This window comes from Longimicrobium sp. (genome assembly GCF_036399255.1).
Lineage (GTDB): Bacteria > Gemmatimonadota > Gemmatimonadetes > Longimicrobiales > Longimicrobiaceae > Longimicrobium.
This window is the reverse complement of sequence record NZ_DASWNM010000164.1, coordinates 1-22,410: the sequence shown is the minus strand read 5'-3', so window position 1 is coordinate 22,410 and position 22,410 is coordinate 1. Positions and strand designations below refer to the sequence as shown.

21 protein-coding genes are annotated in these 22,410 nt (G+C 69.8%); 14 read left to right on the top strand and 7 right to left on the bottom strand.

The genetic code is table 11. The features are described 5' to 3' along the window. Positions 1-2 precede the first annotated feature (2 nt). The 6 genes from VGC13_RS31035 (at position 3) to VGC13_RS31010 (ending at position 6,105) form a co-directional block, all read left to right on the top strand. Positions 3-752 carry an ABC transporter ATP-binding protein gene (locus tag VGC13_RS31035; protein ID WP_331129232.1) on the top strand — a complete coding sequence of 250 codons (750 nt, stop codon included), beginning with the start codon at positions 3-5 and terminating at the stop codon, positions 750-752. Further along, positions 749-2,386, top strand: coding sequence for a putative ABC exporter domain-containing protein (locus tag VGC13_RS31030; protein ID WP_331129231.1), 1,638 nt, complete (start codon positions 749-751; stop codon positions 2,384-2,386). The genes VGC13_RS31035 and VGC13_RS31030 overlap by 4 nt, the downstream gene beginning before the upstream one ends. Before the next feature lie 26 nt (positions 2,387-2,412). After that, positions 2,413-3,696: a sialidase family protein gene (locus tag VGC13_RS31025; RefSeq protein ID WP_331129230.1), complete on the top strand. Its 1,284-nt coding sequence runs from the start codon at positions 2,413-2,415 to the stop codon at positions 3,694-3,696. Beyond that, positions 3,696-4,244, top strand: a complete 549-nt coding sequence (locus VGC13_RS31020) for a TlpA disulfide reductase family protein (RefSeq protein ID WP_331129229.1) — start codon at positions 3,696-3,698, stop codon at positions 4,242-4,244. Before VGC13_RS31025 ends, VGC13_RS31020 begins: the two co-directional genes overlap by 1 nt. 12 nt (positions 4,245-4,256) lie before the next feature. Then, positions 4,257-4,604, top strand: coding sequence for a 4a-hydroxytetrahydrobiopterin dehydratase (locus VGC13_RS31015; protein ID WP_331129228.1), 348 nt, complete (start codon positions 4,257-4,259; stop codon positions 4,602-4,604). Positions 4,605-4,776: 172 nt separating this feature from the next. After that, entirely contained in the window at positions 4,777-6,105 is a 1,329-nt protein-coding gene (locus VGC13_RS31010) for a hypothetical protein (protein WP_331129227.1), read from the top strand. A 384-nt stretch (positions 6,106-6,489) separates the two neighbouring features. Here the strand turns inward: VGC13_RS31010 and VGC13_RS31005 are convergent, their stop codons facing one another. Next, positions 6,490-6,990, bottom strand: coding sequence for a hypothetical protein (locus VGC13_RS31005; RefSeq protein ID WP_331129226.1), 501 nt, complete (start codon positions 6,988-6,990; stop codon positions 6,490-6,492). Between the two features lie 67 nt (positions 6,991-7,057). After that, positions 7,058-7,735 carry an ankyrin repeat domain-containing protein gene (locus tag VGC13_RS31000; protein WP_331129225.1) on the bottom strand — a complete coding sequence of 226 codons (678 nt, stop codon included), beginning with the start codon at positions 7,733-7,735 and terminating at the stop codon, positions 7,058-7,060. 61 nt (positions 7,736-7,796) lie between these two features. Here VGC13_RS31000 and VGC13_RS30995 point away from each other — a divergent pair, with 61 nt between their 5' ends. Next, entirely contained in the window at positions 7,797-8,261 is a 465-nt protein-coding gene (locus VGC13_RS30995; RefSeq protein ID WP_331129224.1) for a MarR family transcriptional regulator, read from the top strand. A 6-nt stretch (positions 8,262-8,267) separates the two neighbouring features. Here VGC13_RS30995 and VGC13_RS30990 read toward each other — a convergent pair whose 3' ends face one another. The 3 genes from VGC13_RS30990 to VGC13_RS30980 form a co-directional block, all read right to left on the bottom strand. Beyond that, positions 8,268-8,552, bottom strand: coding sequence for a hypothetical protein (locus VGC13_RS30990; protein ID WP_331129223.1), 285 nt, complete (start codon positions 8,550-8,552; stop codon positions 8,268-8,270). Between the two features lie 330 nt (positions 8,553-8,882). Then, positions 8,883-10,706 (bottom strand): DegV family protein, encoded by a 1,824-nt coding sequence (locus VGC13_RS30985; protein WP_331129222.1) that lies wholly within the window; start codon positions 10,704-10,706, stop codon positions 8,883-8,885. Between the two features lie 229 nt (positions 10,707-10,935). Beyond that, positions 10,936-12,327 carry a PIN domain-containing protein gene (locus tag VGC13_RS30980; RefSeq protein WP_331129221.1) on the bottom strand — a complete coding sequence of 464 codons (1,392 nt, stop codon included), beginning with the start codon at positions 12,325-12,327 and terminating at the stop codon, positions 10,936-10,938. Between the two features lie 212 nt (positions 12,328-12,539). Here VGC13_RS30980 and VGC13_RS30975 point away from each other — a divergent pair, with 212 nt between their 5' ends. The 6 genes from VGC13_RS30975 (at position 12,540) to VGC13_RS30950 (ending at position 19,579) form a co-directional block, all read left to right on the top strand. After that, the gene (locus tag VGC13_RS30975; protein WP_331129220.1) at positions 12,540-13,445 is read left to right on the top strand and encodes a deoxyribonuclease IV; all 906 of its coding nucleotides are present in this window, start codon (positions 12,540-12,542) and stop codon (positions 13,443-13,445) included. Position 13,446: 1 nt separating this feature from the next. Further along, the gene (locus tag VGC13_RS30970; protein WP_331129219.1) at positions 13,447-13,962 is read left to right on the top strand and encodes a CAP domain-containing protein; all 516 of its coding nucleotides are present in this window, start codon (positions 13,447-13,449) and stop codon (positions 13,960-13,962) included. Then, positions 13,959-14,231 carry a hypothetical protein gene (locus tag VGC13_RS30965; RefSeq protein ID WP_331129218.1) on the top strand — a complete coding sequence of 91 codons (273 nt, stop codon included), beginning with the start codon at positions 13,959-13,961 and terminating at the stop codon, positions 14,229-14,231. Before VGC13_RS30970 ends, VGC13_RS30965 begins: the two co-directional genes overlap by 4 nt. Beyond that, a complete protein-coding gene (locus VGC13_RS30960; RefSeq protein WP_331129217.1) occupies positions 14,228-14,683 on the top strand; it encodes a YhcH/YjgK/YiaL family protein in 456 nt (151 codons plus the stop codon). Before VGC13_RS30965 ends, VGC13_RS30960 begins: the two co-directional genes overlap by 4 nt. 489 nt (positions 14,684-15,172) lie before the next feature. Then, positions 15,173-18,202: a SusC/RagA family TonB-linked outer membrane protein gene (locus tag VGC13_RS30955; RefSeq protein WP_331129216.1), complete on the top strand. Its 3,030-nt coding sequence runs from the start codon at positions 15,173-15,175 to the stop codon at positions 18,200-18,202. 3 nt (positions 18,203-18,205) lie between these two features. Then, positions 18,206-19,579, top strand: a complete 1,374-nt coding sequence (locus tag VGC13_RS30950; RefSeq protein WP_331129215.1) for a RagB/SusD family nutrient uptake outer membrane protein — start codon at positions 18,206-18,208, stop codon at positions 19,577-19,579. Positions 19,580-19,806: 227 nt separating this feature from the next. On the opposite strand, the gene VGC13_RS30945 is transcribed toward VGC13_RS30950, so the two are convergent. Together VGC13_RS30945 and VGC13_RS30940 are read right to left on the bottom strand one after the other, a co-directional pair. Then, on the bottom strand, positions 19,807-21,060 hold the full coding sequence (locus VGC13_RS30945; RefSeq protein ID WP_331129214.1) for a GGDEF domain-containing protein: 1,254 nt from the start codon (positions 21,058-21,060) through the stop codon (positions 19,807-19,809). A 78-nt stretch (positions 21,061-21,138) separates the two neighbouring features. Next, positions 21,139-21,810 carry a DUF1707 SHOCT-like domain-containing protein gene (locus tag VGC13_RS30940; RefSeq protein ID WP_331129213.1) on the bottom strand — a complete coding sequence of 224 codons (672 nt, stop codon included), beginning with the start codon at positions 21,808-21,810 and terminating at the stop codon, positions 21,139-21,141. Between the two features lie 180 nt (positions 21,811-21,990). Between VGC13_RS30940 and VGC13_RS30935 the strand changes: the two genes are divergently transcribed. Beyond that, positions 21,991-22,197, top strand: a complete 207-nt coding sequence (locus tag VGC13_RS30935; protein WP_331129212.1) for a hypothetical protein — start codon at positions 21,991-21,993, stop codon at positions 22,195-22,197. Positions 22,198-22,410: the final 213 nt, after the last annotated feature.

Below are 22,410 nucleotides of genomic sequence, written 5' to 3'. Positions count from 1 at the left end.
CGATGATCGAAGTACGGCAGCTGACCAAGCGCTACGAGGGGCGCACGGCCGTGGACGGGCTGAGCTTTGCCGTGCGCGGCGGCGAGATCCTGGGGCTGGTGGGGCCCAACGGCGCCGGCAAGACCACGACGCTGCGCGCCATCGCCGGCATCCATCCCCCCAGCGACGGGTCGGTGGAGATCGCGGGGTTCGACGTGGAGCGCCAGCCGATCGAGGCCAAGCGCCGCCTGGGGCTGATCCCCGACGAGCCGCAGTTGTTCGGCACGCTGACGGTGTGGGAGCACCTGGACTTTACGGCCCGCGTGTACGGCGTGCGCGACTGGCACCCGGCGGCGGAGCGGCTCCTGGCCGAGCTGGAGCTGGCGGACCGGCGCGACAGCATGGCCGACGAGCTGTCGCGGGGAATGCGGCAGAAGGTGGCGGTGGCGTGCGCGCTGCTGCACGAGCCGCAGGCGCTGCTGCTGGACGAGCCGCTGACGGGGCTGGACCCGCGCGGCATCCGCACGCTGTACGGCCTGCTGCGGCGGCGCGCGGCGGAGGGCGCGGCGGTCATGCTGAGCTCGCACCTGCTGGGGCAGATCGAGGGGCTGTGCACCTCCTTCCTCGTCGTGCGCCAGGGGCGGCTGCTGTTCCACGGCACGCGCGACGAGCTGCGGGCGCGCTACGCGGACGAGGTGGGGGTTGATGCGACGCTGGAGGACATCTTCTTTCACCTTACGGAGGATGGTCCGCCGGCGGAGACGGCGGCGTGAACGCGGGGCTGCGCTACCTGCTGTTTGCCGGCATCCGCGGGCTGATGCGGCGCACCCTGCGGCGGATGCGCACCTTTCGCGGCTTCGTCTCCACGGCCATCGGCGTCCTCTTCTTTCTGTTCGTCGTCGGCTCGCAGCTGATGGCGGTGATGATGTCGCGCGAGGGGCCGCGGCTGCACGATTCCGTGCTGCAGGGCTTTTCGGTGGTGCTGCTGCTGTTCCTGGTTCCCGCGCTGGTGGCGGCGGACGCGCCGTTCTTCTGGCCCCAGGAGGCGCAGTTCCTGTTTCCCGCGCCGCTGCGCCGCCGCGAGCTGCTGCTGTACGCGCTGGTGAGCCGCGGCTGGGTGCAGCTGTTCAGCGGCCTGTGGCTGGGGCTGGTGGGAATGCGGATGGCGGTGCGCCCCGCCGCCGCCATCCCCGCGGTGACGCTGGCGGTGCTCTTCCTCTTCGTCGCGGCGCAGCTGGCGGGGCTGCTCAAGCTAGCGGTCGGCGACCGGCTGCCGGCGGCGGTGAACCGGGCGGTGCGGCCGGCACTGTTCGTCGGCGCCGGGGGGCTGGGGTGGGGGTTCTACCAGGACGTGCGTGCGGCGGGGTTCGGGCCGGCGGTGGGCACGCTCTTCCAGTCGCCGGGGGTGCGCGCGGCCCTGCTGCCGGTGCGGCCGTTCGCGGAGGTGTTCGCGGCGGAGACGGCGGGCGGGGCGCTGGCGTGGTCCGCGGCCTCGCTGGGGATCGTCCTCGTCCTCGCCGCCGCGGTGCTGGCGATGGACGTGGACTTTCGCGAGCGGTCGCTGGTCGCCAGCGCGCGGCGCTTTGAGCGCATCCGCCGGATGCGGCGCGGGCGCGGCGGGCTGGGCGCCGCGGCGGCGCCGGTGAACCGCCGGCTTCCCATCCCCTCCTTCCGCTTCCTGGGCGCCGCCGCGCCGCTGGCCCGGCGGCAGGCGTACGAGCTGGGGCGGGGGGTGCGGGTGCTGGGCACGCTGGCGTTCATGGCGGGTATGGCGTTCGTCTACGTCATCCTCCTGCCCCGGTGGATGAACCCGGAAGAGAACGCCGGCCCGCTGGGCACGTCGCTGGTGGTGCTGGCCGTGGTGTTTCCCCTGCTGGCGACGGGCGGCTTTTCCATCGACTTTCGGCGTGACGTGGAGCGGATGGCGTACCTGCGCTCGCTTCCGCTGCGCCCCGCCGCCGTGGCCGTGGGCCAGGTGTTCGTGGCCGCCGCCATCATCGCCATGGCCAACCTGCTGCTGCTGGGCGGGGCGGTGTGGATGGCGGACGGATGGGTGGAGGGGCGGATGGCGCTGCTCGCCGCGGCGGTCGCCGTCCCTGTCTCCTGGCTGGCGGTGACGCTGGAGAACTGGATCTTTCTGATCTTTCCCACCCGCGTGCAGGCGGATGGCGTGCAGCAGAGCGCGTTCGTGGGCAAGCAGCTGGTCAAGATGTTCTTCAAGCTGTGCGCGCTGGCCGTGGTGGCCGTGGCCGCGGGGCTGGCGGCGCTGGCCGGCGGCTGGCTGGTAGACACGGCCGGCGCGGCGGCCGGCGCGGCGATCGTCGTGGCGCTGGCGTGCTGGGCCGCCACGCTGCTGCTGGCCCGCGCCTACCGCGGCTTCGACCTGACGATGGATGCACCCGCGTGATCTTCCGCATCACCCGCATCGGACCCATGACATCGATCCGCATCCCCCGATCCGCCCTCCCCGCCGTCTGCGCGATGGCGATGCTGCTGTCCGCGTGCGGTGATCGAGATCCGCAGGCAAAGGGCGGGGGATCGTCATCCCCCGAAGCCGCGGAAACCGGCGTGCGCGAGATCGCCTCCCCCGCGGCGCCGGGGAGCGCCGAGCCCAACCTGACGGCGGGGCCGGACGGGCGCGTGTACCTGTCGTGGATCGAGCCGGCGGCGGACAGCGCCCACGCGCTGCGCTTCGCCGTGCTGGAGGGCGAGCGCTGGTCCGCGCCGCGCACGGTGGCCAGCGGGGGCGACTGGTTCGTCAACTGGGCGGACTTTCCCAGCCTGGAGGTGATGGGGAACAACACCATGGCGGCGCACTGGCTGCAGCGCAGCGGGTCCGGCAAGTACGCCTACGACGTGCGCGTGGCGGTGAGCCGCGACGGCGGCGCCACGTGGACGCCGGGGGTGGTGCCGCACACGGACGGCACGGCCAGCGAGCACGGATTCGTGTCGATGTGGCCGGAGCGCGGCGACTCCGTGGGACTGGTGTGGCTGGACGGCCGCAAGTTCGGCGCGGCGGCGGCGGATGGGCACGGCGCCGCGGGCGAGATGACGCTGCGCACCACGCGGGTGGGGCCGGACGGGCGCGCGGCGCCGGACCGGGAGCTGGACGGGCGCGTGTGCGACTGCTGCCAGACGGGGATGGCGGTCAGCGCGCGCGGGCCGGTGGTGGCGTACCGCGACCGCTCGCCCACGGAGGTGCGCGACATCTACGTCACCCGCTACGTAGACGGCGCCTGGACCCCCGGCCGGCCGGTGCACGACGACGGCTGGGTGATGCCGGCGTGCCCGGTGAACGGCCCGCAGGTGGCGGCGGACGGCGACCGGGTGGCGGTGGCGTGGTACACGGGCGCGGACAGCACGGCGCAGGTCAGGGTGGCGTTCTCGGGCGACGCGGGCGCGACGTTCGGCGCGCCGGCGCGGGTGGACGAGGGGAACCCCGAGGGGCGCGTGGACGTGGTGATGCTGGCGGACGGCGCCGCGCTGGTGAGCTGGGTGGAGCGCGTGGGTGAGAAGGAAGCCGCGGTGCGGGTGCGCCGGGTGGGGACGGACGGGCGGATGGGGGCGCCGCGCACGGTGGCGGGATCCAGCTCCGCGCGGTCCAGCGGATTTCCGCGCATGGTCCCCGCGGGCGGCGGCGTGGTCTTCGCGTGGACGGCGCCGGGCAGCCCGTCACAGGTGCGCACCGCGCGCATGCCTCTCTCCGACTTTCGCTGATGCGTACGATGCGCAGGACGACGATCCACATCCTCCGAATGATCCCCGCCGCGCTGCTGCTGGCGGCGTGCGGCGACGCGCCGGGCGGCGGGCGGGCGGGCGGGCCGGTGCGCGTGGGCGCCGAGGCGCCCGCGTACGCCGCGGAGACCCTGGACGGCGAGCGGATGGCCATCTCGCAGCTGCGCGGCCGGCCGGTGCTGCTGAACGTGTGGGCCACCTGGTGCCATCCCTGCCGGCAGGAGATCCCGGCGCTGGAGCAGCTGCACCGCACCTACGCGCCGCGCGGGCTGCACGTGGTGGGCGTCAGCATCGACCAGGGCGACCAGCAGCAGGGGATTCGCGAGTTCCTGCAGGAGTACGGCGCCAGCTATCCCATCTGGCTCGATCCGGACGGCGAGATCCAGACGGCGTACAGCACCATGGGCGTGCCCAACACCTTCCTGATCGGCCCGGACGGCAGGGTGCTGTGGAAGCACGTGGGCCCGGTGACGGCCGACAACGCGGAGCTGGTGCGGCTGATCGAAAAGTCGCTGCCGGCCGCTTCCTGAAGGGGGGGGATGATGACGGAGCTTGCGCGGCAGGCGTGCGAGGCGTGCCGGCGCGACTCGCCCCGTGTGACGCCGGAAGAGATGGAGACCTTGAAGCCGCAGGTGCCCGAGTGGACGGTGGCGGAGCGCGAGGGCGAGCTTCGTCTGGAGCGCCTGTTCGAGTTTCCGGATTTCGCGCAGGCGCTGGCGTTCACCAACCAGGTCGGCGCAATTGCGGAGGAGCAGGACCATCACCCGGCGCTACTGACGGAGTGGGGGCGCGTCACCGTTTCGTGGTGGACGCACACGATCCGCGGCCTGCACCGCAACGACTTCGTGATGGCGGCCAGGACGGACCAGGTGGCGAGCGGCGAGAGGTAATTCCCGGTCCGCAACAGACTGGGGGGGTACAGAGGAGCAGAGGGAAAAAGAGAGGAACAGAGGCTCGAACGCAGCTTCCTCTGTTCCTCTGTTTTTCCCTCTGTTCCTCTGTACCCAATGCCGTTCATCAGCCTGTCGATTTTGCAGGCTCATTCGGGATTGAACAAGCAAGATGAAGAACCGCAGGCTGCTCTCGATCGATCTCGGGAGCGCGTATACCAAGGTCGCCATCCGCAGGGACTGGAACGCCGGGTCGGACCTGCTTCGCGACCTGCCCCTGGCCTCGGACGAGGTGGACTTCTGCGTGCCCTCCGTCGTCGCGCGGATCGAAGGACAGGGCGGCACGCGGTGGACGATCGGCGCGGCGGCGGGCGCGCAGGCGCCGGGGGAGGGCGTCAGCATCTTTCGCTACTGGAAGGCGCGGCTGTTCTCCAGCACTCCGCTGGCCCAGGTGAGCCGCGACCAGATGGGGCAGTCGTCCGAGGCCCGCAGCACTGAAGACTACGAACAGGTCGCCATCCAGTTCTTCCGGGGGTTGCGCGAGAACCTGGAGCGGTCCGCGTACGGCGACGACATCGCGTCCAGCGCGGTGCGGGTGTGCGTGCCCCGCATCGACGGGGTGGACGCGGACGGGCGCATCGGGGGCATCCTGGACGCGGCCGGATGGAGGGCGGCGGGGGGGCGCGTCACCGTCTACGAGCCGGAATCCAACGCGTGCGGCATGTTCACGCGGGGACGCAACGCCACCTGGTATCCGCCGGCGCCCAGCTTTACCCCCCGCGCCGGGCGCTCGCTGCACCTGATGAAGATGCTGGAACCGGAAGGGCTTCTGCAGGCGCTGCGGCGGATGGAGGGGAGCTTTGGCGTGCTCGTGATCGACATCGGGGGGTTCACCACGGACTTCGGCTACGTGCAGTTCGACACCAGCTTCAGCTCCAACGACTGGCACCGCCCCACCATCGTCCAGCAGTCGTACGAGCTGGGCATCCGCGAGCTGGACCAGGCCGTCTACGACAGCCTGGACGAGGACGCGCAGCACGCCATCCGGCAGCTGTCGCCCAGCGAGTGGGACGCCGTGAAGGTGGACCTGTACCGCGGCGTCCCCGTCACCCTTGGCGACGCGCGTGGCAGGCCGCTGCGGATTGGCAGCGGGGAAGGGGCCGAGCGGACGGCCGAGGCGCTGCGGCGCTTTGCGGAGCGCGTGATCACGGTGCGCGACGCGTTCATCCGCGATCACGTGCGCGGGCCCATCAACGCGCAGACGCTCACCGGCGGCGGGTCCATGATCGACCCCGTGCGCACCGCCGTGGTGCAGGCCCTGTCCGCAGACGAGCAAGTCCAGGTGTTCGACCTTCTGGACGAGCAGGAGCCCCGGCGTACCCTTTCCCTCCGCGGCGGCGGCTACGTCGACGAGCGGGAGGTGGAAGCGCGCGCCCGCCGCAACCAGGAGCTGGTGCGCGGCGGCAGCGCCATCGGGGGAAGCAGCGTGTTCTTCGAGTGACGCTGGCGTCTCATCCCACATCCTGAAAAAGAATAGTCGTACAGAGGAACAGAGTCAGACAGAGTTTCATCTCGCGTTCTCTGTCTGACTCTGTTCCTCTGTACGATTAAGGTGTTGTTTTCCCGGATCGGTATCCCGGCGATTGACTTCCTGAGGAAGGCGCCGCTCCGGAGAGTGTCCTTACGATGGACTTTGGCGCCGACCGAAGGACCTCGCCGGCATAACCGAGGGGCTGGCTCCATACCCGGGAGCCAGCCCCTCGCGAGCCGAGAGCAGGTCCTTCGGTCGCGCGCAGCCTTGTCGTGTGACTTCTGGTTACACGTGGTGCGCTCCCTCAGGAAGTCACGTTCTCGCGTGACTTCAAACAACTGACGGCCGGCGCGCTCACTCCGGGACGGCGGCGTCGCGGAGGCGGCGGTGGCGGGCCTGGGCCTCGGCGGCCACGCGCGCCTCGTCCAGCCGGTTCAGGCGGGTGAGCAGGCGGATGAGCCGGTCGTAGTCCACGGCCAGCACACGGTGGTTGGGGTTGGGGACCCGCTCGTCGGCGCGGATGCCGGCCTGCAGCGCGTCCGCCGCCTCCCACTCGCGCCCCATCGACAGGTACGCGCTGGAGAGCGCCATGTGATAGCGAGACTCGCCGGGCATGCTCTCCGCGGCCAGGCGGTAGCGGTCGACCGCCTCGGCCCAGCGGCTCTGGCGGCCCAGCCGCACGCCCTCGTCGAACGCACGCTGGGCGCGCTGCATCCGCTGCACGGCCTCTTCCGCGGGAGAGGCGGCGGCGGGGGGCGGAGGCGGCGGCGCGGAGGGCGGCGCCACGGGCTGGCGGGGGTAGCACGCGGCCACCGCCAGCGGGGCCAGGACCAGGAGAATGCTGCGTACCTGCATGAGAATCCTGCGAATCCTGCGCAATCGGGGTTGAACGGGCGAACTCTACCGCGCGCCTCCTACCCCGTCAATCGGCGGATGTGGCGTCCGCGGCGCCGCGGGCGCGCAGGTGGTCCTTCACCCGGTCGTCGCGCGCCATGTCCAGCGGCCGGCGCCCATCCTCCGTGGCGGCGTCGACCCTGGCGCCGCGGTCCAGCAGCAGGTCGATGATCTCCGTCTTTCCGCTCTGCGCCGCCGAGTGCAGCGCGGTGAAGCCGCCGTGCTGCCGCGCGTTCACGTCCGCGCCGGCCTCCACCAGCAGCCGCACACCCTCCGCGGGCAGCGGGCCGGCGAGCGCGGCGTGCAGCGGTGTGTTGCGCATGGCGTTGATGGAGAACACGCCGGCGTCCGCGCCCCGCTCCAGCAGCAGCCGCACCGCGTTCAGGTGGCCGAAGAAGCCGGCCAGGTGCAGCAGCGTCCACCCGTCGTGCGCGAACTTCGTGACGAGCCCGGGCTCCGCGTCAAGCGCCGCGCGCAGCCGGCCGGTGTCGCCTAGGGCGGCGGCCTCGAAGGCGTCCGGCTGCCGGCCGTGCGCCAGCATCAGCTCCGCCAGGTCGCGCCGTCCGTGGTACAGCGCCATCATCAGCGGGCTGTCGCCGCCCTCGTCGCGCGCGGATGCCGCCTCCGCGTCACCCTGGAGAATGCCCCGCAGCCCGTCCGCATCCCCCGCCTTTACCGCCTCGATCATCCGCACAGCCACGCTCATTGATCCGCTCCGGTGGAACGTGAATCTTGCTTCGTTAGCAAAACTAAATATATTGTAGGCCATGGATGACACCGACGCAAGCATTTCGGTTCCGGGGGATGAGGACGCGCGGGCGGAGCGGCTGGCGGACCGGCTGCACTCGGCCAGCATTCACCTGCTGCGCCGCCTTCGCCGCCAGGACGATGCGTCCGGCGTAACGGCGCCGCACCTGTCGGCACTGTCGGTGCTGGTCTTCGGGGGCGCGCGGACGCTGGGGGAGCTGGCGCAGGCGGAGCAGGTGCGGCCGCCGTCCATGACGCGCATCGTCCGCAACCTGGAGCGCGACGGGCTGGTGGAACGCGAGCCGCACCCGGACGACCGCCGCTCCGTGCGCCTGCGCGCCACCGATGTGGGCCGCCGCATGCTGGAAGAGGGCCGCGCGCGCCGCGTTCACTCCCTGGCCGACCGCCTGCGCGCGCTGGACGCCGACGAACTGGCGTGCCTGGAGCGCGCCGCGGGGCTCATCGAAGGGATCGTGCGGGATTGAACGACGTCACCCTTCTTCCGCCGGCAGCGGCACGCCGGAGGGGAGCGAGGAGCCGGTGGCGTTCTCGACGGGAAAGTACAGGTTGCGGCTGGCGTGGCCCACGTACGATTCGATGAACCCCTTCACGTCGCGGATGCCCTCCGCCTCCCAGACGCAGACGGCGTGCGTGCCGTCGCGGGTGGGGATGCAGTGGTGCAGCGTCAGGAACGGGGGAAGCGCCCGGAAGGCGTGCCGGACGGCGGACCAGAAGGTATGGACGTCGCTTACGTAATGCTCCACCAGCACGAACATGCGGACCCTCCGGAGGGGTGGCGGCCAATCCCTTGCCGCCGCCGATCCCATGCAAAAAACGGGACCGGAGGACGTTCCGAATCCGCCGTCGCGTTCGCTTCTGAATCCTGCTCGATACCAGACCTTGAAAGAATGGGGGGTACAGAGGAACAGAGAGGAGCCAGAGGAACAGAGGAAACGCGTTCTTGATCCGTTCCTCTGCTCCTCTGTTCTCCTCTGCTCCTCTGTACCCCCAATGTTGTTGCGGTGATGGTGAAACGTACAGAGCCGGCGGAAACGATCATCCGCCGGCTCTGCGTGTTCTACGGGACGGATCTGATCAGACCGCGATCAGTCCTCCACCAGGTACGCGATGCCGAAGGCGCCTTCGCCCGCGTGCGTGCCGATGATGGGCGTGCCCGCCGAGGTGATGATGTCGACGTTGCCCCAGCGCTTGCGGATCTCGTCGGCCACCGGGTCCAGCATCTCGGGCGCGGCCACGTGCATGATGCCGAACCGCACCTTCTTTGCGCTCTTCGGCACCTTCTTTTCCAGGACCTCCAGCATCTTCGGCAGCGCGTTCTTGCGCCCGCGCACCCGGTCGATGGGGATCAGCTTGCCGGTCTGGTCGATGTCGAGCACGGGCTTGATGTCGAGCAGGCTGCCCAGCCACGCCTTGCCGCGCCCCACCCGCCCCGACGCCAGCGCCCGCTCGAAGGTGTCGAGCACGATGAAGAAGCCCGACTGCCGGCGCACCCGCTCCAGCTCGGCCACCACCTTCGCCGGCTCCCATCCCAGCTCGCCCAGCTCGCTGGCCTTCAGCGCCAGCAGTCCCTGCAGCAGCGAGCCGCCCTTGCTATCGAACAGGTGGATGGGCACCTCAGTGTCCGCGCGCTGCTTGGCGGCCATCTGCGCGCTGGCGAAGGTGCCCGAGAGCGCGGACGAGAGGAGGACCGCGATCACGCTCTCGCCCTCCTCCGCCGCGCGGCGAAAGCCCTCCATGAACGCGGCCGGCGTGGGCTGCGACGTGCTGGGGTGCGCGCCCTTCTTGAGCTGCTCCACGAACTCGTCGGCCGTGATGTCCACCCGGTCGCGCAGCACCTGGTTCTCGAAGATCAGGTTCAGCGGCACCAGGTGCATGCCGTGCGCGCGCACGATCTCGTCGGGGAGGTCGCAGGCGGTGTCGGTCACCACGCTTACCGGGCGCCGCGCCAGCGTCATGTGGCCGGCCGCCGCCCGCTCGGCCACGGCGTGCTGGGCGTGCATGTCCTCGGCCTTGTGCGACGCCAGCCGGCCAAAGCCGCGCAGGTAGCCGAACACCGCCTCGGGCTCGTCGGTATGCACGTGCACCTTCAGCATGTCGCCGCTGCGGATGACCACCAGCGAGTCGCCCCGCTCGCGCAGCCAGGCGCGCACCACGTCCTGCTCGGGAAGGGCGTCGCCGCGCACCAGCGCCTCGGTGCAGAAGCGGTACTGCTCCTCGGCCCCGAAGTCCGCCTCGGCCGCGGCAAAGACGGAGGGCTCGGCGTCGTACTCGGGCGTGTCCTCGAGCGCCACCAGCGGGTCGCCGGAAAGGTAGCCCGAGATCCCCTCGAGGATGTGGACGAAGCCCTTGGCGCCCGCGTCGACCACGCCGCGCGCCTTGAGCGCCGGCAGCAGCTCGGGGGTGTTGGCCAGCGCCTCGCGCGCCTTGACCAGCAGCCGCTCGAACAGCACCACGAAGTCGGAGTGCTGCAGCCGCTCGGCCTCGTCGGCGATGGCGCGCATGATGGTGATCATGGTGCCTTCCACCGGCTTTTCGAGCGCCTTGTAGACGTGCTCGGTGGCGCTGCGCAGCACCTGGCCGAACTCGCTTACCCGCAGCCGCGCCCGGTCGCCGATGGCGTCGGCCATCCCCAGGAGGAAGTGCGAAAGGATCATCCCGCAGTTGCCGCGGGCGCCCATGATCCCCGCGTTGGCGGCGGCGCGGGCCACGGCCCCCAGCGACATCTCGCTGCTGCGCTTCAGCTGGTCGGCGATGGAGCCGATGGTGAGCGCCAGGTTGGTCCCCGTGTCGCCGTCGGGGACGGGAAACACGTTGATGCGGTTGAGGTCCGCGCGGTGCCGGTTCACGTACTCGGCGGACATGATGAGCGCGCCACGGAGGCCCGCGCCGTCCAGGTATGTAGTGTCCATGCGGAAAATAGTAGCCTTCGGTGGGCGCGGCGGCCAGCGCGCACGCCGGTGTGGCGTGCCGGGCCGCCCCGCCGCGGCCCCCCGCGGGGGACCGGCCGGAGCCTTGGGGCGGGCGTGAAGAGCGTCCGCAACCTGCACCCTGAACACACCCCATGCAAGGGGCGGGCACATCGCCGGGTAGTACTTAAGCTTATCAAACGTTTGGATACCCACGCCCCGCCACCTAAGACTACCGCCGGGACCTTTTAGCAATGCGCTTGGGCTGAGCCTCCGCCTTAACCGGCACCACGTGAAGTTTTCCCGTAGCTGCGTCAGGAGCATTCACTGCTGCCAGACGGTACTCGATCGTGAATGCTGACGCCATTTCGTACGAAGGGAATCTGACATGTAAACCGGTCAGCGTCTCGGTTAAATGGTGGTTTAACCGCGGCAACACGTAGTGAAATTCCCAATGATCACCAACGTCCGTCCATCGCACAAAGCAGATCGGCCTCGGTGACATAGATGCCGTCTTCTTGGTCGTCGGAGTTGGCTTCTGCCCTGGTGCCGTCGGAGGAGTCGGAGGCGGCGGCAGCGCATCATCAGCAAAGACGCTGACAACCTTCGGAATGCGGAAAAAAATGTTGAGGTCCTCTGCTGGTACAGTTCCTGTGTTCGAAACGACGAGGCGCAGTTCTTGGGTGCGGCCCGTGTCGTTCGCATGCTTCCAGGCCAAGAGGTAATATTCTGCGCTCTGGGCGAAGTACCTTACCCGGGCTGTGTTGGCTTGCGTGGCCATGAACTCGCCAGTAGAGGCAAGCGCCTCCAGAAAGGGAGCGCTCAGTTCCAGCATCTCGCTCCTAGTCTTTGCTTGCTTTGCTAGTCCACGCCAAGACTCCACGCTCTTAGCTGGATGCAAAGGGGCAATCTGTGCCGCCACCCAACGCTGAGCATCCTCATTCGTAACAACCACATCGGGCTTGAGAGGGATCTCACAAGTGGCGCCTCCGCTCGGGAATCCGATGCTTAGGCGGGGGAGGTTAGTCTTAGCCTCTCGCAGTTGTTGCTTCAGGTCTTGGATCTGCTTCTGTCTCTTATCTGGCTGTGGGGGAATTCGGAGTTCTTCCCTCAGTGCCCTTGATGCTACACCGTAGGTATGCGCCCGGACGGCAAATGGATCATCGTCCGTGATGAGCACGACCTGCTCTTCGGGATGCTTCGCCCGATAGTCCAGAATCGCTGCCAGTATGCAATCATCTTGAGAATGAGCATCGAGTCCAATGGCAGCCATATCATATCCAACCAGCTGGGTTTCGCAGCTGAGTGTAACCGAACTCTCAATCGTGCCCTCTCCGTCGATTGCAATCTCACGGACTGCCCTCAAGGTTTTCCGTGCGCGATCACGGATGTGCTCTACCGGATGACTTTCTCGGTGTTTTGTGAGTTCCCAACTAACCACCCCAGCAATCTTCAGATGAACGTTATCGGCACCCAACTCCTCCGGCCAATCGATTTTCTCGAAAGCGCGGAAGTGCAGGAAGATGTTCGTGTCAGGGAAGGCCGTGATTGAATGCTTTCTGACCTTTTGCGACCGCGGAGGTGTCATCTGGTTACTGAGAAACAAGGTCCGGATGCGCAGCAACGATCCAAAAACCGTTGGGGAGACGGCGCGCTATGTGCAATTCCAATAGTGATAAGATAGTACCAGGCCCGCTGTCCAAGTAGGCCTCCCAAGGTGCCATCGGAACTCTGACCATCACGCGAGCAACGGCCCCCCCCTCGCGCGCGGCGCGGCGGCGCGGCAGGTTGTCCGCGGGGCTCCGCGCATCCCATCCATCCACCGGAAACCGACCGATGGCCCAGCAGCACTTCATTGGCGCCCACACCGTCGACAACGGCGGCATCCACATGGCCGCCCGGCGCGCCGGCAGCGCGGAAATGCGCGCGCTGCAGTGCTTTACCGCGATCCCGCGCTTCTACGGCGACAAGTCCACCATCAAGCCCGAACGGGTGGAGCGCTTTCAGGCGGCGCTGCGCGACGCCCGGATCAAGCCGGAGCACGTGGTCATCCACGCCGCCTACGTCCTGAGCGTGGCCACGGCCGAGCCGGAGAAGTGGGAGCGCGCCGCCGCCGGCCTTACGATGGAGATGAAGCGCTCCAACGCGCTGGGTGTGGGCGCCGTCTGCTTTCACCCCGGCTCCGCCACGGACGGCGATCCCAAGGCCGCGGCCAAACGCGTGGCCGACGCCATCACCCGGGCGCTCAAGGAATCGTTCGGCCCCACGCGCCTTCTCGTCGAGAACACGGCGGGGGCGGGAAAGACGGTGGGGCGCACGGCGGAGGAAGTGGCCGACATCCTGCGCCACGTGCCCGGCGAGCTGCGGGAGCGCACGGGGTACGGGCTGGACACCTGCCACCTGTTCGCCAGCGGCTGGGCGATTCACGAGTCGCAGGCCCGGCAAAAGGAGATCCTGGACGAGTGGGAGCAGACGGTGGGCGAGGCGCCGGGCTTCTTTCACCTGAACGACAGCGAAGGCGCGTTCGCCAGCAACCGCGACCGCCACATGCTGCTGGGCGACGGGCAGATCGGCGCCGAGCCGTTCCGCTGGCTGCTGGCCGACCCGCGCAGCCGCGGCATTCCGCTGATCCTGGAAACGCCGCAGCAGAACTACGAGATCGGGGACGACGACGACTCGGCGGACCCGTACGACCTGCGGATGATGGAGCTGCTGACCGGTTTCTCCAAACAGAAGAAATAATATGCGATGGATTCCGTCCGCCGCCGCCGCGGCGCTTCTCGCCTCGTGCATGGCCGTGCAGATGCCTCCTCCGCCGCCGCCCTCGTCCGGACCCGCGACGCCGTCCGGGTCCGCCCCTTCCAGCGGCCAGCGGCTGGTGGAGCAGATGGTGGAGGCGGTGAACGCCCACCGTCGCGCCGCGCGCTGCCCGGAGCTGGCGTGGCTCCCCGAGGCGGCGCGCGCGGCGCAGGCGCACAGCGACGACATGGCGCGCCGCGACTACTTCGACCACACGTCGCCGGACGGGCAGGGGCTGGCGGACCGGCTGCGCGTGCACGGCGTGCCCTGGCGCGCCATCGCCGAGAACATCGCGCTGCACCCGGGGGCGCCGCGCGACGTGCTGGCGGGGTGGGTGGCCAGCCCAGGGCACCGCCGCAACCTGGACAACTGCGTGTACACGCACCACGGCATCGGCCTGCGCGACGGGCTGTGGACGCACGTCTTCGTCACCCCGCCCCCCGCGCCCGCCGGCCGATGAGCGACGAGATCCGCGCGCGCCGCGAGAACCGGCGCCGCTTCCTGGAGCACCTGTATCGCTGCTCGGAAGAAGAGACGACGGAGTACCAGGACGGATACGACGTGGCCGACGAGCTGGGGATCACCCGCCAGGACGCGGAGCGCATCGTCCGCTACCTGGAGGACCACGGCTTCGTCACCAAGACGGGGCGCACGGGGCTGGTGCTGCGCATTACCGCGCAGGGCATCGACCACGTGGAATCAGCGGCAAGCGCATCGGAGGACGCGTGATCCTCACCTCCCTTTCGGAGTCGGCCCCGTACGAGGCGCTGGGCGAGCGGATCGCCGCAGGGCTGCGCTGGCTTCGGTCGATGGACCCGGCGATCGCGGACGGCCGCCACCCCATCGACGGCGACGCGGTGTTCGCGCTGGTGGCGACGTACGAGACGGGGCCGGGGACGGAGAAGCGCTTCGAGACGCACGTGCGCCACGTGGACCTGCAGTACGTGGCCGACGGGCACGAGCGCATCCTGCACACCCCCGCCGCCGCGCTGACGGTCGAGACGCCGTACGACGACGCGGCCGACATCACCTTCTACGCCGAGCCGCCCTTCGCCAGCTCGCTGCTGATGCGCCCGGGCGACCTCGCCGTCTTCTTTCCGGACGACGCGCACAAGCCCGGCTGCATGGCGGGCGGGCGCCACACCGTAAAGAAGGTGGTGGTGAAGGTGCGCGTGGACTGACTCACCCCGAGTCCCCCAAAAGAATAGTCTCACGCAGAGGACACAGGCCGCAGAGGAAACTTTCCCTCTGGGCCTCTGCGGCCTCTGCGTGCCACATTCTTTTGCCGTATCCGGTCCGTACCATTCCGCCATCCCACGCCCCGCCCTCCGCATCGATCGGCAAGGACACGGCGGGTGATGGGAAACGCCTGATCCGTGCGCACCCTCCTCTGGCGCCGGATTAACACCGAAAAACATCTCCTTGCATCTGTTACGAACCCATTGCATGTTACAAAGGCACTCACAATCCGTCACCATCCTGTCGTAGCGCCCGAACCCGTCGGTGCGTTCGGCCGAACGTTCGATCCATTGTGCGGTCCCCCCGCTGAGCCCTGCCGGGACGCCCCGGCGCATTCACGCAATCCATCCAGCCACACCCCGACCCGAGGAGGCCACGTTCCGCGCGCGGTTCCCGTCCAGAAAGACTCCCCGTCTTACCGAGGTAAACCGATGAGAAGAAAATCGTATTTGCTCGTGCTGGCGTGCGCCCTGGGGTTGTGGGCCGCGCCGGCCGCCGCGCAGCAGCGGCAGGTCACCGGCACCGTGACGGCCGAAGGGGGCGAGCCCCTGGCCGGCGCCCGCGTGGCCATCACCGGCACCAGCCAGGGCGTGCAGACCAGCGCCGGCGGACGCTACGAGATCAGCGTGCCCGCCGGCGACGTGCGCCTTACCGTGTCGCGCATCGGCTACAACACCCGCGAGGTGGCCGTCCCCGCCGGGCAGAACACCTTCAACGTGCAGCTGCAGGCCTCGGTGCTGAGCCTGGAGGCGCTGGTGGTGACCGGGCAGGCCACCACCGTGGCCCGCCGCAACCTGGCCAACGCCGTGGCCTCGGTGAGCGGCGACGAGGTGAACCGCGCCCCCGCCCAGACCGTGGACCAGGCGCTGGCCGGCAAGATCCCCGGCGCCATCATCAGCGCCAACAGCGGCGCGCCGGGCGGCGGCATCCAGGTGGACCTGCGCGGCGTGTCGTCCATCAACGCCAGCGCCGAGCCCCTGTGGGTCATCGACGGCGTGGTGATGAGCAACCTGGCCATCCCCAGCGGCCAGAACGCCATCACCGACGCCATCGCCGGCGATGACGGCAGCGTGCAGGACAACGCCACCAACCGCATCGCCGACCTGAACCCGGCCGACATCGAGAGCGTGGAGGTGCTCAAGGGCGCCTCGGCGGCGGCCATCTACGGCAGCAAGGCCAGCAACGGGGTGATCATCGTCACCACCCGCCGCGGCCGCGACGGCACCCCCCGCTTCAGCCTGAGCCAGCGGATGGGCTACTACGAGCTGTCCAACACGCTGGGCAGCCGCCGCTTTACCCTGCAGGAGGCGCTGGAGCAGTACGCGCCGGCGCCCGGCCCCGACGCCACCCCCGAGCAGATCGCGGCCCACCCGGCCAACGTGGCCAACATCACGGCCCTGTACGGCAACGGCACGCACTACGACCACGAGCGCCACCTGGCCGGCCAGCGCGAGCTGGGCCGCGAAACCAGCATGAGCGTGAGCGGCGGCAGCGGCGGCACCCGCTACTTCGCCTCGGGGCTGGTGATGGACGAGCCGGGGATCATCGAGAACACCGGCTTCGAAAAGCAGTCGCTGCGCGTGAACCTGGACCAGGCGCTGGGGCGCGGGGTCGAGATCACCCTGAACACCAACCTGCTGCACAGCCGCAGCGACCGCGGGCTCACCAACAACGACAACCGCAGCGTGAGCTACTACGTGGCGCTGTCGGGCACCCCGGCGTTCGTGGACCTGCGCCGGCAGGGCGCGCTGTTCCCCAACAACCCCTTCGGCCCCAGCAACCCGCTGCAGACGGCGGCCCTGCTGCAGAACGCCGAAGACGTGTGGCGCTTCATCGGGTCCGGCTCGGCGCGCGTGCCGCTGCTGGAGCGCGACGAGCAGTCGCTGCGCATGGTGTTCAGCGGCGGCGCCGACTTCTTTCGCCAGCGCAACCGCCTGCTGAGCCCGGTGGACCTGGAGTACGAGGCGGCGCTGGAAGAAGAGGCGGGCACCTCGATCCTGGCCAACAGCGACAACCTGAACCTGAACGGCAACGCCAACCTGGTGCACACCTGGGCGCCGTCGTCGTTCACGGCCACCACCTCGCTGGGCGTGCAGTACGAGGACCGCGACCTGGGCATCAACCGCGTCATCACCCGCGGGCTGGTGGCGGGGCAGGGCGGCGTGGACGACGGGCCGGCGCCCTTCGTCATCGAGAACCGGCAGCGGGTGCGCGACTTCGGCATCTTCGCGCAGGAGGAGTTCCTGGCGCTGGACAACCGCCTGCTGCTGACCGCCGGCCTGCGCGCCGACCGCAGCAGCAACAACGGCGACCCCGACGAATACCACCTGTATCCCAAGGCGGCCGCGTCGTACCGCTTTCCCGGCCTGCTTCCCCGCGTGGACGAGCTCAAGCTGCGCGCGGCGTACGGCGAAACGGGCAACCTGCCGCTGTGGGCCGACAAGTACACCGAGATGTCGACGGCCAACAGCATCGGCGGCTTCAAGGGGATCATCGTGCAGGGCGTGACGGGCGCGCCCGACATTCGCCCCGAGCGCATGCGCGAGCTGGAGGGCGGCTTCGACCTGGCCCTGCTGGACGGGCGTGCCAGCTTCGAGTTCACCGCCTACGACCAGCGCATCACCGACCTGCTGCTGCGCCGCACGCTGAACCCGTCGTCGGGCTTCGTCACCCAGATCTTCAACGGCGGCGAGCTGCACACGCGCGGCATCGAGATGGGGCTGGTGGGCACGCCGGTCCAGCGCGAAAACTTCGGCTGGACCACGCGGGCCACGTTCTACACCACGAAGAGCACCGTGGAGAACCTGCCGGTGCCCAGCTTTCGCACGGGCGCGTTCGGCAGCACCGCGCTGGGCGTGTTCCAGATCGAGGAGGGAAAGAGCTCCACGCAGATCGTGGGGCGCGACGTGGACGCCGACGGCAACGTGATCGAGCGCCAGCTGGGCGACGCCACCCCCGAGTTCAAGATGGGCTTCAGCAACGAGGTCACGGTGGGCTCGTTCAGCCTGTACGGGCTGGTGGACTGGCAGCACGGCGGCGACCTGATCAACCTGACCCGCCTTCTGTACGACGCGGGCGGGGTGAGCCCCGACTACGCGCTCCCCTCCGGGGTGGCCGCGCCGCGCGACGTCGCCGACTGCTACCCCGGCTGCTCGGGGATCGAGCGCATCTCGGGCTTCGGCACCTACACCAAGCAGTACATCGAGGACGCGTCGTACGTAAAGCTGCGTGAGGTGTCGCTGGCGTGGCGGGTGCCCGCCAGCCTGCTGGGGCGCGTCCCCGGCCGGGTGCGCGACGCCGGCATCACCCTCTCGGCGCGCAACCTGATGACGTGGACGGACTACACCGGACTGGACCCGGAGGTGAGCAACTTCGGGACGCAGCAGATCGCGCGTGGCGTGGACGTGGCGCCGTTCCCGCCCAGCCGCAGCTTCTGGCTCACCTTCAACTTCGGATTCTGAGCCATGACCAGACGAATGATCGGAATGCGGCGCCCGCTGGCCCTGCTGGCCGTGCTTTCGGCCACGGCCGCCGGCGCCTGCGGCGACCTTACGGTGCCGGACTACAACAACCCGGCGGTGGACGAGTTCGTGAACAACCCCACCCCCGGCGCCGTGCGCGCCGCGGCCACGGGGCTGCAGATCGGCGCGCGGCTGGGGCTTACGGACCGTACCGGGTACGTGGCCATGCTGGGCGTGGTGGGGCGCGAAAGCTACATCATCGACAGCTCCGACCCGCGCTACGTGAGCGAGCTGCTGCAGGGCCCGCTCAGCAACAGCGGCGCCTTCGGGGCCGGCATGTGGACGCCGCGCTACGCCAACATCCGCGGCGCCAACCTGCTGCTGGCGGCGCTGGAGAACGCGGAGGGCTTCACCCCGGCCGAGATGGAGGCCATCCGCGGGTGGGCCAAGACCTTCCAGGCGCTGGACTTTCTCCTGGTGATCAACACGCGCGACGTCAACGGCGCGCCGATCGCCGTGGAGGGCGACGTGAACGCGCCGGCGCCGTTCGTCGGCAAGGCGGCGGTGTTCCAGCACATCGTCGCGCTGCTGGAGCAGGGCCGCACGCACCTGCAGGCCGGGGGCGCCTCGTTCCCCTTCTCCATCGGCCGCGGGCTCAGCGGGTTCGACACGCCGCAGACCTTTCTGCAGCTGAACCGGGCGCTGCGGGCGCGGGTGGCGGTGTACATGGGCGACTACGCGGGGGCCGTCACCCTTTTTCCGCAGACGTTCCTGAACACCGCGGGCGAGCTGGACGCGGGGGCGTACCACACCTACGCCAGCTCCGAGGGCCAGGGCAACGACCTGGCCAACGAGTTCAACTACGCGCGGCCGGCGCTGGTGACCGACGCCGAGACGCAGGCGGGGAGCACGGCGCTGGACCGGCGGGTGCTGCAGAAGATCGGCCCGCACCCGTCGCCGCGCTCGCAGCAGGGCGTGTCGTCGGACAAGGCGTTCCTGATGTACCCCGACGCCTCGGCGGACCTGCCCCTGATCGACAACGAGGAGCTGATCCTGCTGCGGGCCGAGGCGCGCTGGTTCACGGGCAACAAGGCGGGTGCCATGGCCGACCTGAACCTGATCCGCGCCGAGGCGGGCGGGCTGGCCCCCATCGCGGGGGTGCCGGCGACGGACGCGGCGTTCGTCGACCTGCTGCTGAAGGAGCGCAAGTACTCGCTGATGTTCGAGGGGCACCGGTGGATCGACGCCCGGCGGTTCGGGCGGCTGGATACGCTGGGCCGCGACGTGTCCACCCACGTCATCGTGCCGCGCTGGGCCATTCCCGAGTCGGAGTGCCTGGCCCGCGGCCTGCCTTCCCCCTGCGACCTGGGCGCCTGACGCCCTCGCGGGACTGAACCACGAGGCGCCGCACGGACTTCCGTGCGGCGCCTTCAGTTCATCCCGCTCCACAAAAAGCGTGGGGGTACAGAGGAACAGAGGAAACGCCAGAGGAGCAGAGGCCCGCACGAAGGGTTCCCTCTGCTCCTCTGGCTTTTCCCTGTTCCTCTGTACCCAACCCTGCCCCGTCCGTCGATTCCCCGGACGGACGGGGGATCACCGCCGCCTCAGGCGATGATGCGGTGCATGGGGACCGTGATCCGCCGGTTGCGCGCCTTTTCCTCGTACATGGCCCTGTCGGCGCGCAGGATGGCGCCGTCGATCTCTTCCGCGCCGTCGAAGCCGGCGGCGCCGATGCTCACCTGCAGTTCCAGCGGCGCGCCGCCCTGGCCCGCCACCGCCGCATTGGCGGCCTCCAGCGCGGCGCGCACGCGCGGCACCACGTCGGCGGGAAGGGCGGCGGGGAACAGCACCAGGAACTCGTCGCCGCCCCAGCGATACACGCGGTCGGTGGGACGCACGCCGCCGCGCACCGTGTCGGCCAGCCGGCGCAGCAGCTCGTCGCCCGCGGCGTGGCCGTGGGCGTCGTTCACGGACTTCAGGTTGTCCATGTCCAGCATCATCGCCGTGCCAAAGCGCGCGCCCACCGCCTCCAGCCCCACGCCGTCCTCGTACGCGCGGCGGTTCAGCGCGCCCGTCAGCGCGTCGTACAGCGACACGCGCTGCAGCCGGTCGTGCGCCAGGGAAAGCTGCGCGCGGGCGTCGTCGGCCTCGCGCTTGGCGTCTTCCAGCAGCACCACCACCATCCCGTACCCCAGCACCACCTGCAGCAGCAGGTCGAAGTAGCTGTTGTACTGAAGGAGAAAGTCCAGCGGCCCCGCCGGCGGAGTGAGCGCCGGCAGGCCGTCCGTGGCGAACGCCGCCGCGTACCCTGTCCACAGCGTCGCGATCATCCCGAACACCGCGCCGGTGGCCCGGCTGCCCAGCGTGGCGCGGCTGGGCGGCAGCCGCAGCAGCAGCCAGGCGCACAGGGCGAACGGCCCCGCCACCAGCGGCGCCTGCAGCAGCATCACCCCGTTCAGCAGCACGCCGGGAAGCACGGAGGTGAGCACCGCGTACGCCACCACCGCGGGAACGGCGTGCCGCAGCACCCGCGCCGGCCGCACGCCCATCACGTAGTTCAGCGTGCCGCACACCAGGTGCACCACGAACAGCAGCTTGCCCGCCTGGTACAGCAGGTTGGCGCCCCGGATCGCGACGGGGCCCGCGTCCAGCATGGGCAGGACGGTGTACTGCGCCAGCACGCCGCACAGCGCGGCCAGCAGCCAGATCCAGGCGCGCGTCCACTCGCGAAAGTACGGCTGGCGCCGCGGATGGCTGCGCAGCAGGGCCGTGAACAGCCCCACCAGCAGCAGCGCGCCGCCGGTCTGCGTCAGCAGGCCGATGAAGGAGATGAGGGCGCCGATGTCGTCAGGGTACATGGGCGGGGATCTCTGGTTGGATGCGGCCGGGGCGGTGGGGACGTGCGGCCCCGGCCGGAAAGGACCAGCGGCGGAGGGTCAGCCGCCGGAAAGGCGCTTTCGCTCGCTGCGCTCCAGCTTTTCGCGGGCTTTGGCGTCGCGGGGGCGCTCGCCGGGGTAGCGGACGGTCACCTCCACCCCGCCCATCATGGCGAACCCGCCAATGCGCAGGATGGGTGCGTGGGGATCGGTGGGCAGCGGCACGGTGCCGTTCTGGCTGAAGCCGCCCATCAGCGCCAGGCCGTTCATGTCCACGTGCACGCCGGGGGGAACGATGATCTCGGCGCCGCCCATCACCGCGAACACGATCACCTCCGTGACGCCGGGGCCAAAGCGCGCCTCGCGAAAGTCCAGCTCCGCGCCGCCCATGAACGCCACCACGTAGATCTGCTTCGCCGGCGTCCACAGCCCCTTCTTCTCGGCGCCGCCCATGATGCCGATGATGATCTGCCGCTCCGACACGTGCGCGCCCACGGACGGGCTCACGAAGGTGCGCGCGCCGGGCGCCGGCGTGGCGTCGGCGGCGATCACCGGCAGGTCCGAGACCAGGCCGCGCAGGTCGTCGAGGGTGGCGGCCGAGTGGGCGCGGTCGAGCCGCTCTTCCAGCGCTTCGGCCGTCAGGTTGTCGTAGGCAAAGTGCTCGCACAGCTGGGTGATGATGCGCTCGCGCGTCTGCTCCAGCGGGACGGGTACGGGGGTGGGCTGGGACATCTTCAGGAACTCACACTGTAGGGGCGCACGCGAACAGGTGCGGCATCCGCGCAACGTACGCGCGGTGCCGGGGGGCGGCAAGCACGGCATGATGCCAGCTTCTACACACATTGGGGCACGCACGTTGCTTCTGTTACGCGTACCGCAGGGCTGGTCCTACACACGCGAGGGAGCAACACCATGCTGAACCGACTGATGACGATGGCCGCGCTGGCACTTGCGCTGGGCGCCGCGGCCTGCACCGCGAAGGTTGAAGACGAGGGACAGGCGCCGGACGTGGACGTGAGCGGCGGCGAGATGCCCAAGGTGGACGTGGACCCCGCCAACGTGAACGTGAGCACCGACACGCAGACGGTGGTCACGCCCGACGTGAACGTCACGCCCTGACGGCAGGCGGGCCGCATCGCGGCAGGCAATACGGCGCCCCCGGCGGATTGTTTCCGCCGGGGCGTTTTTAGTGCGGGAGTGCGGGAGTGCGGGAGTGCGGGAGTGCGGGAGTGCGGGAGTGCGGGAGTGCGGGAGTGCGGGAGTGCGGGAGTGCGGGAGTGCGGGAGTGCGGGAGTGCGGGAGTGCGGGAGTGCGGTTCGTGCACGGAGTGCG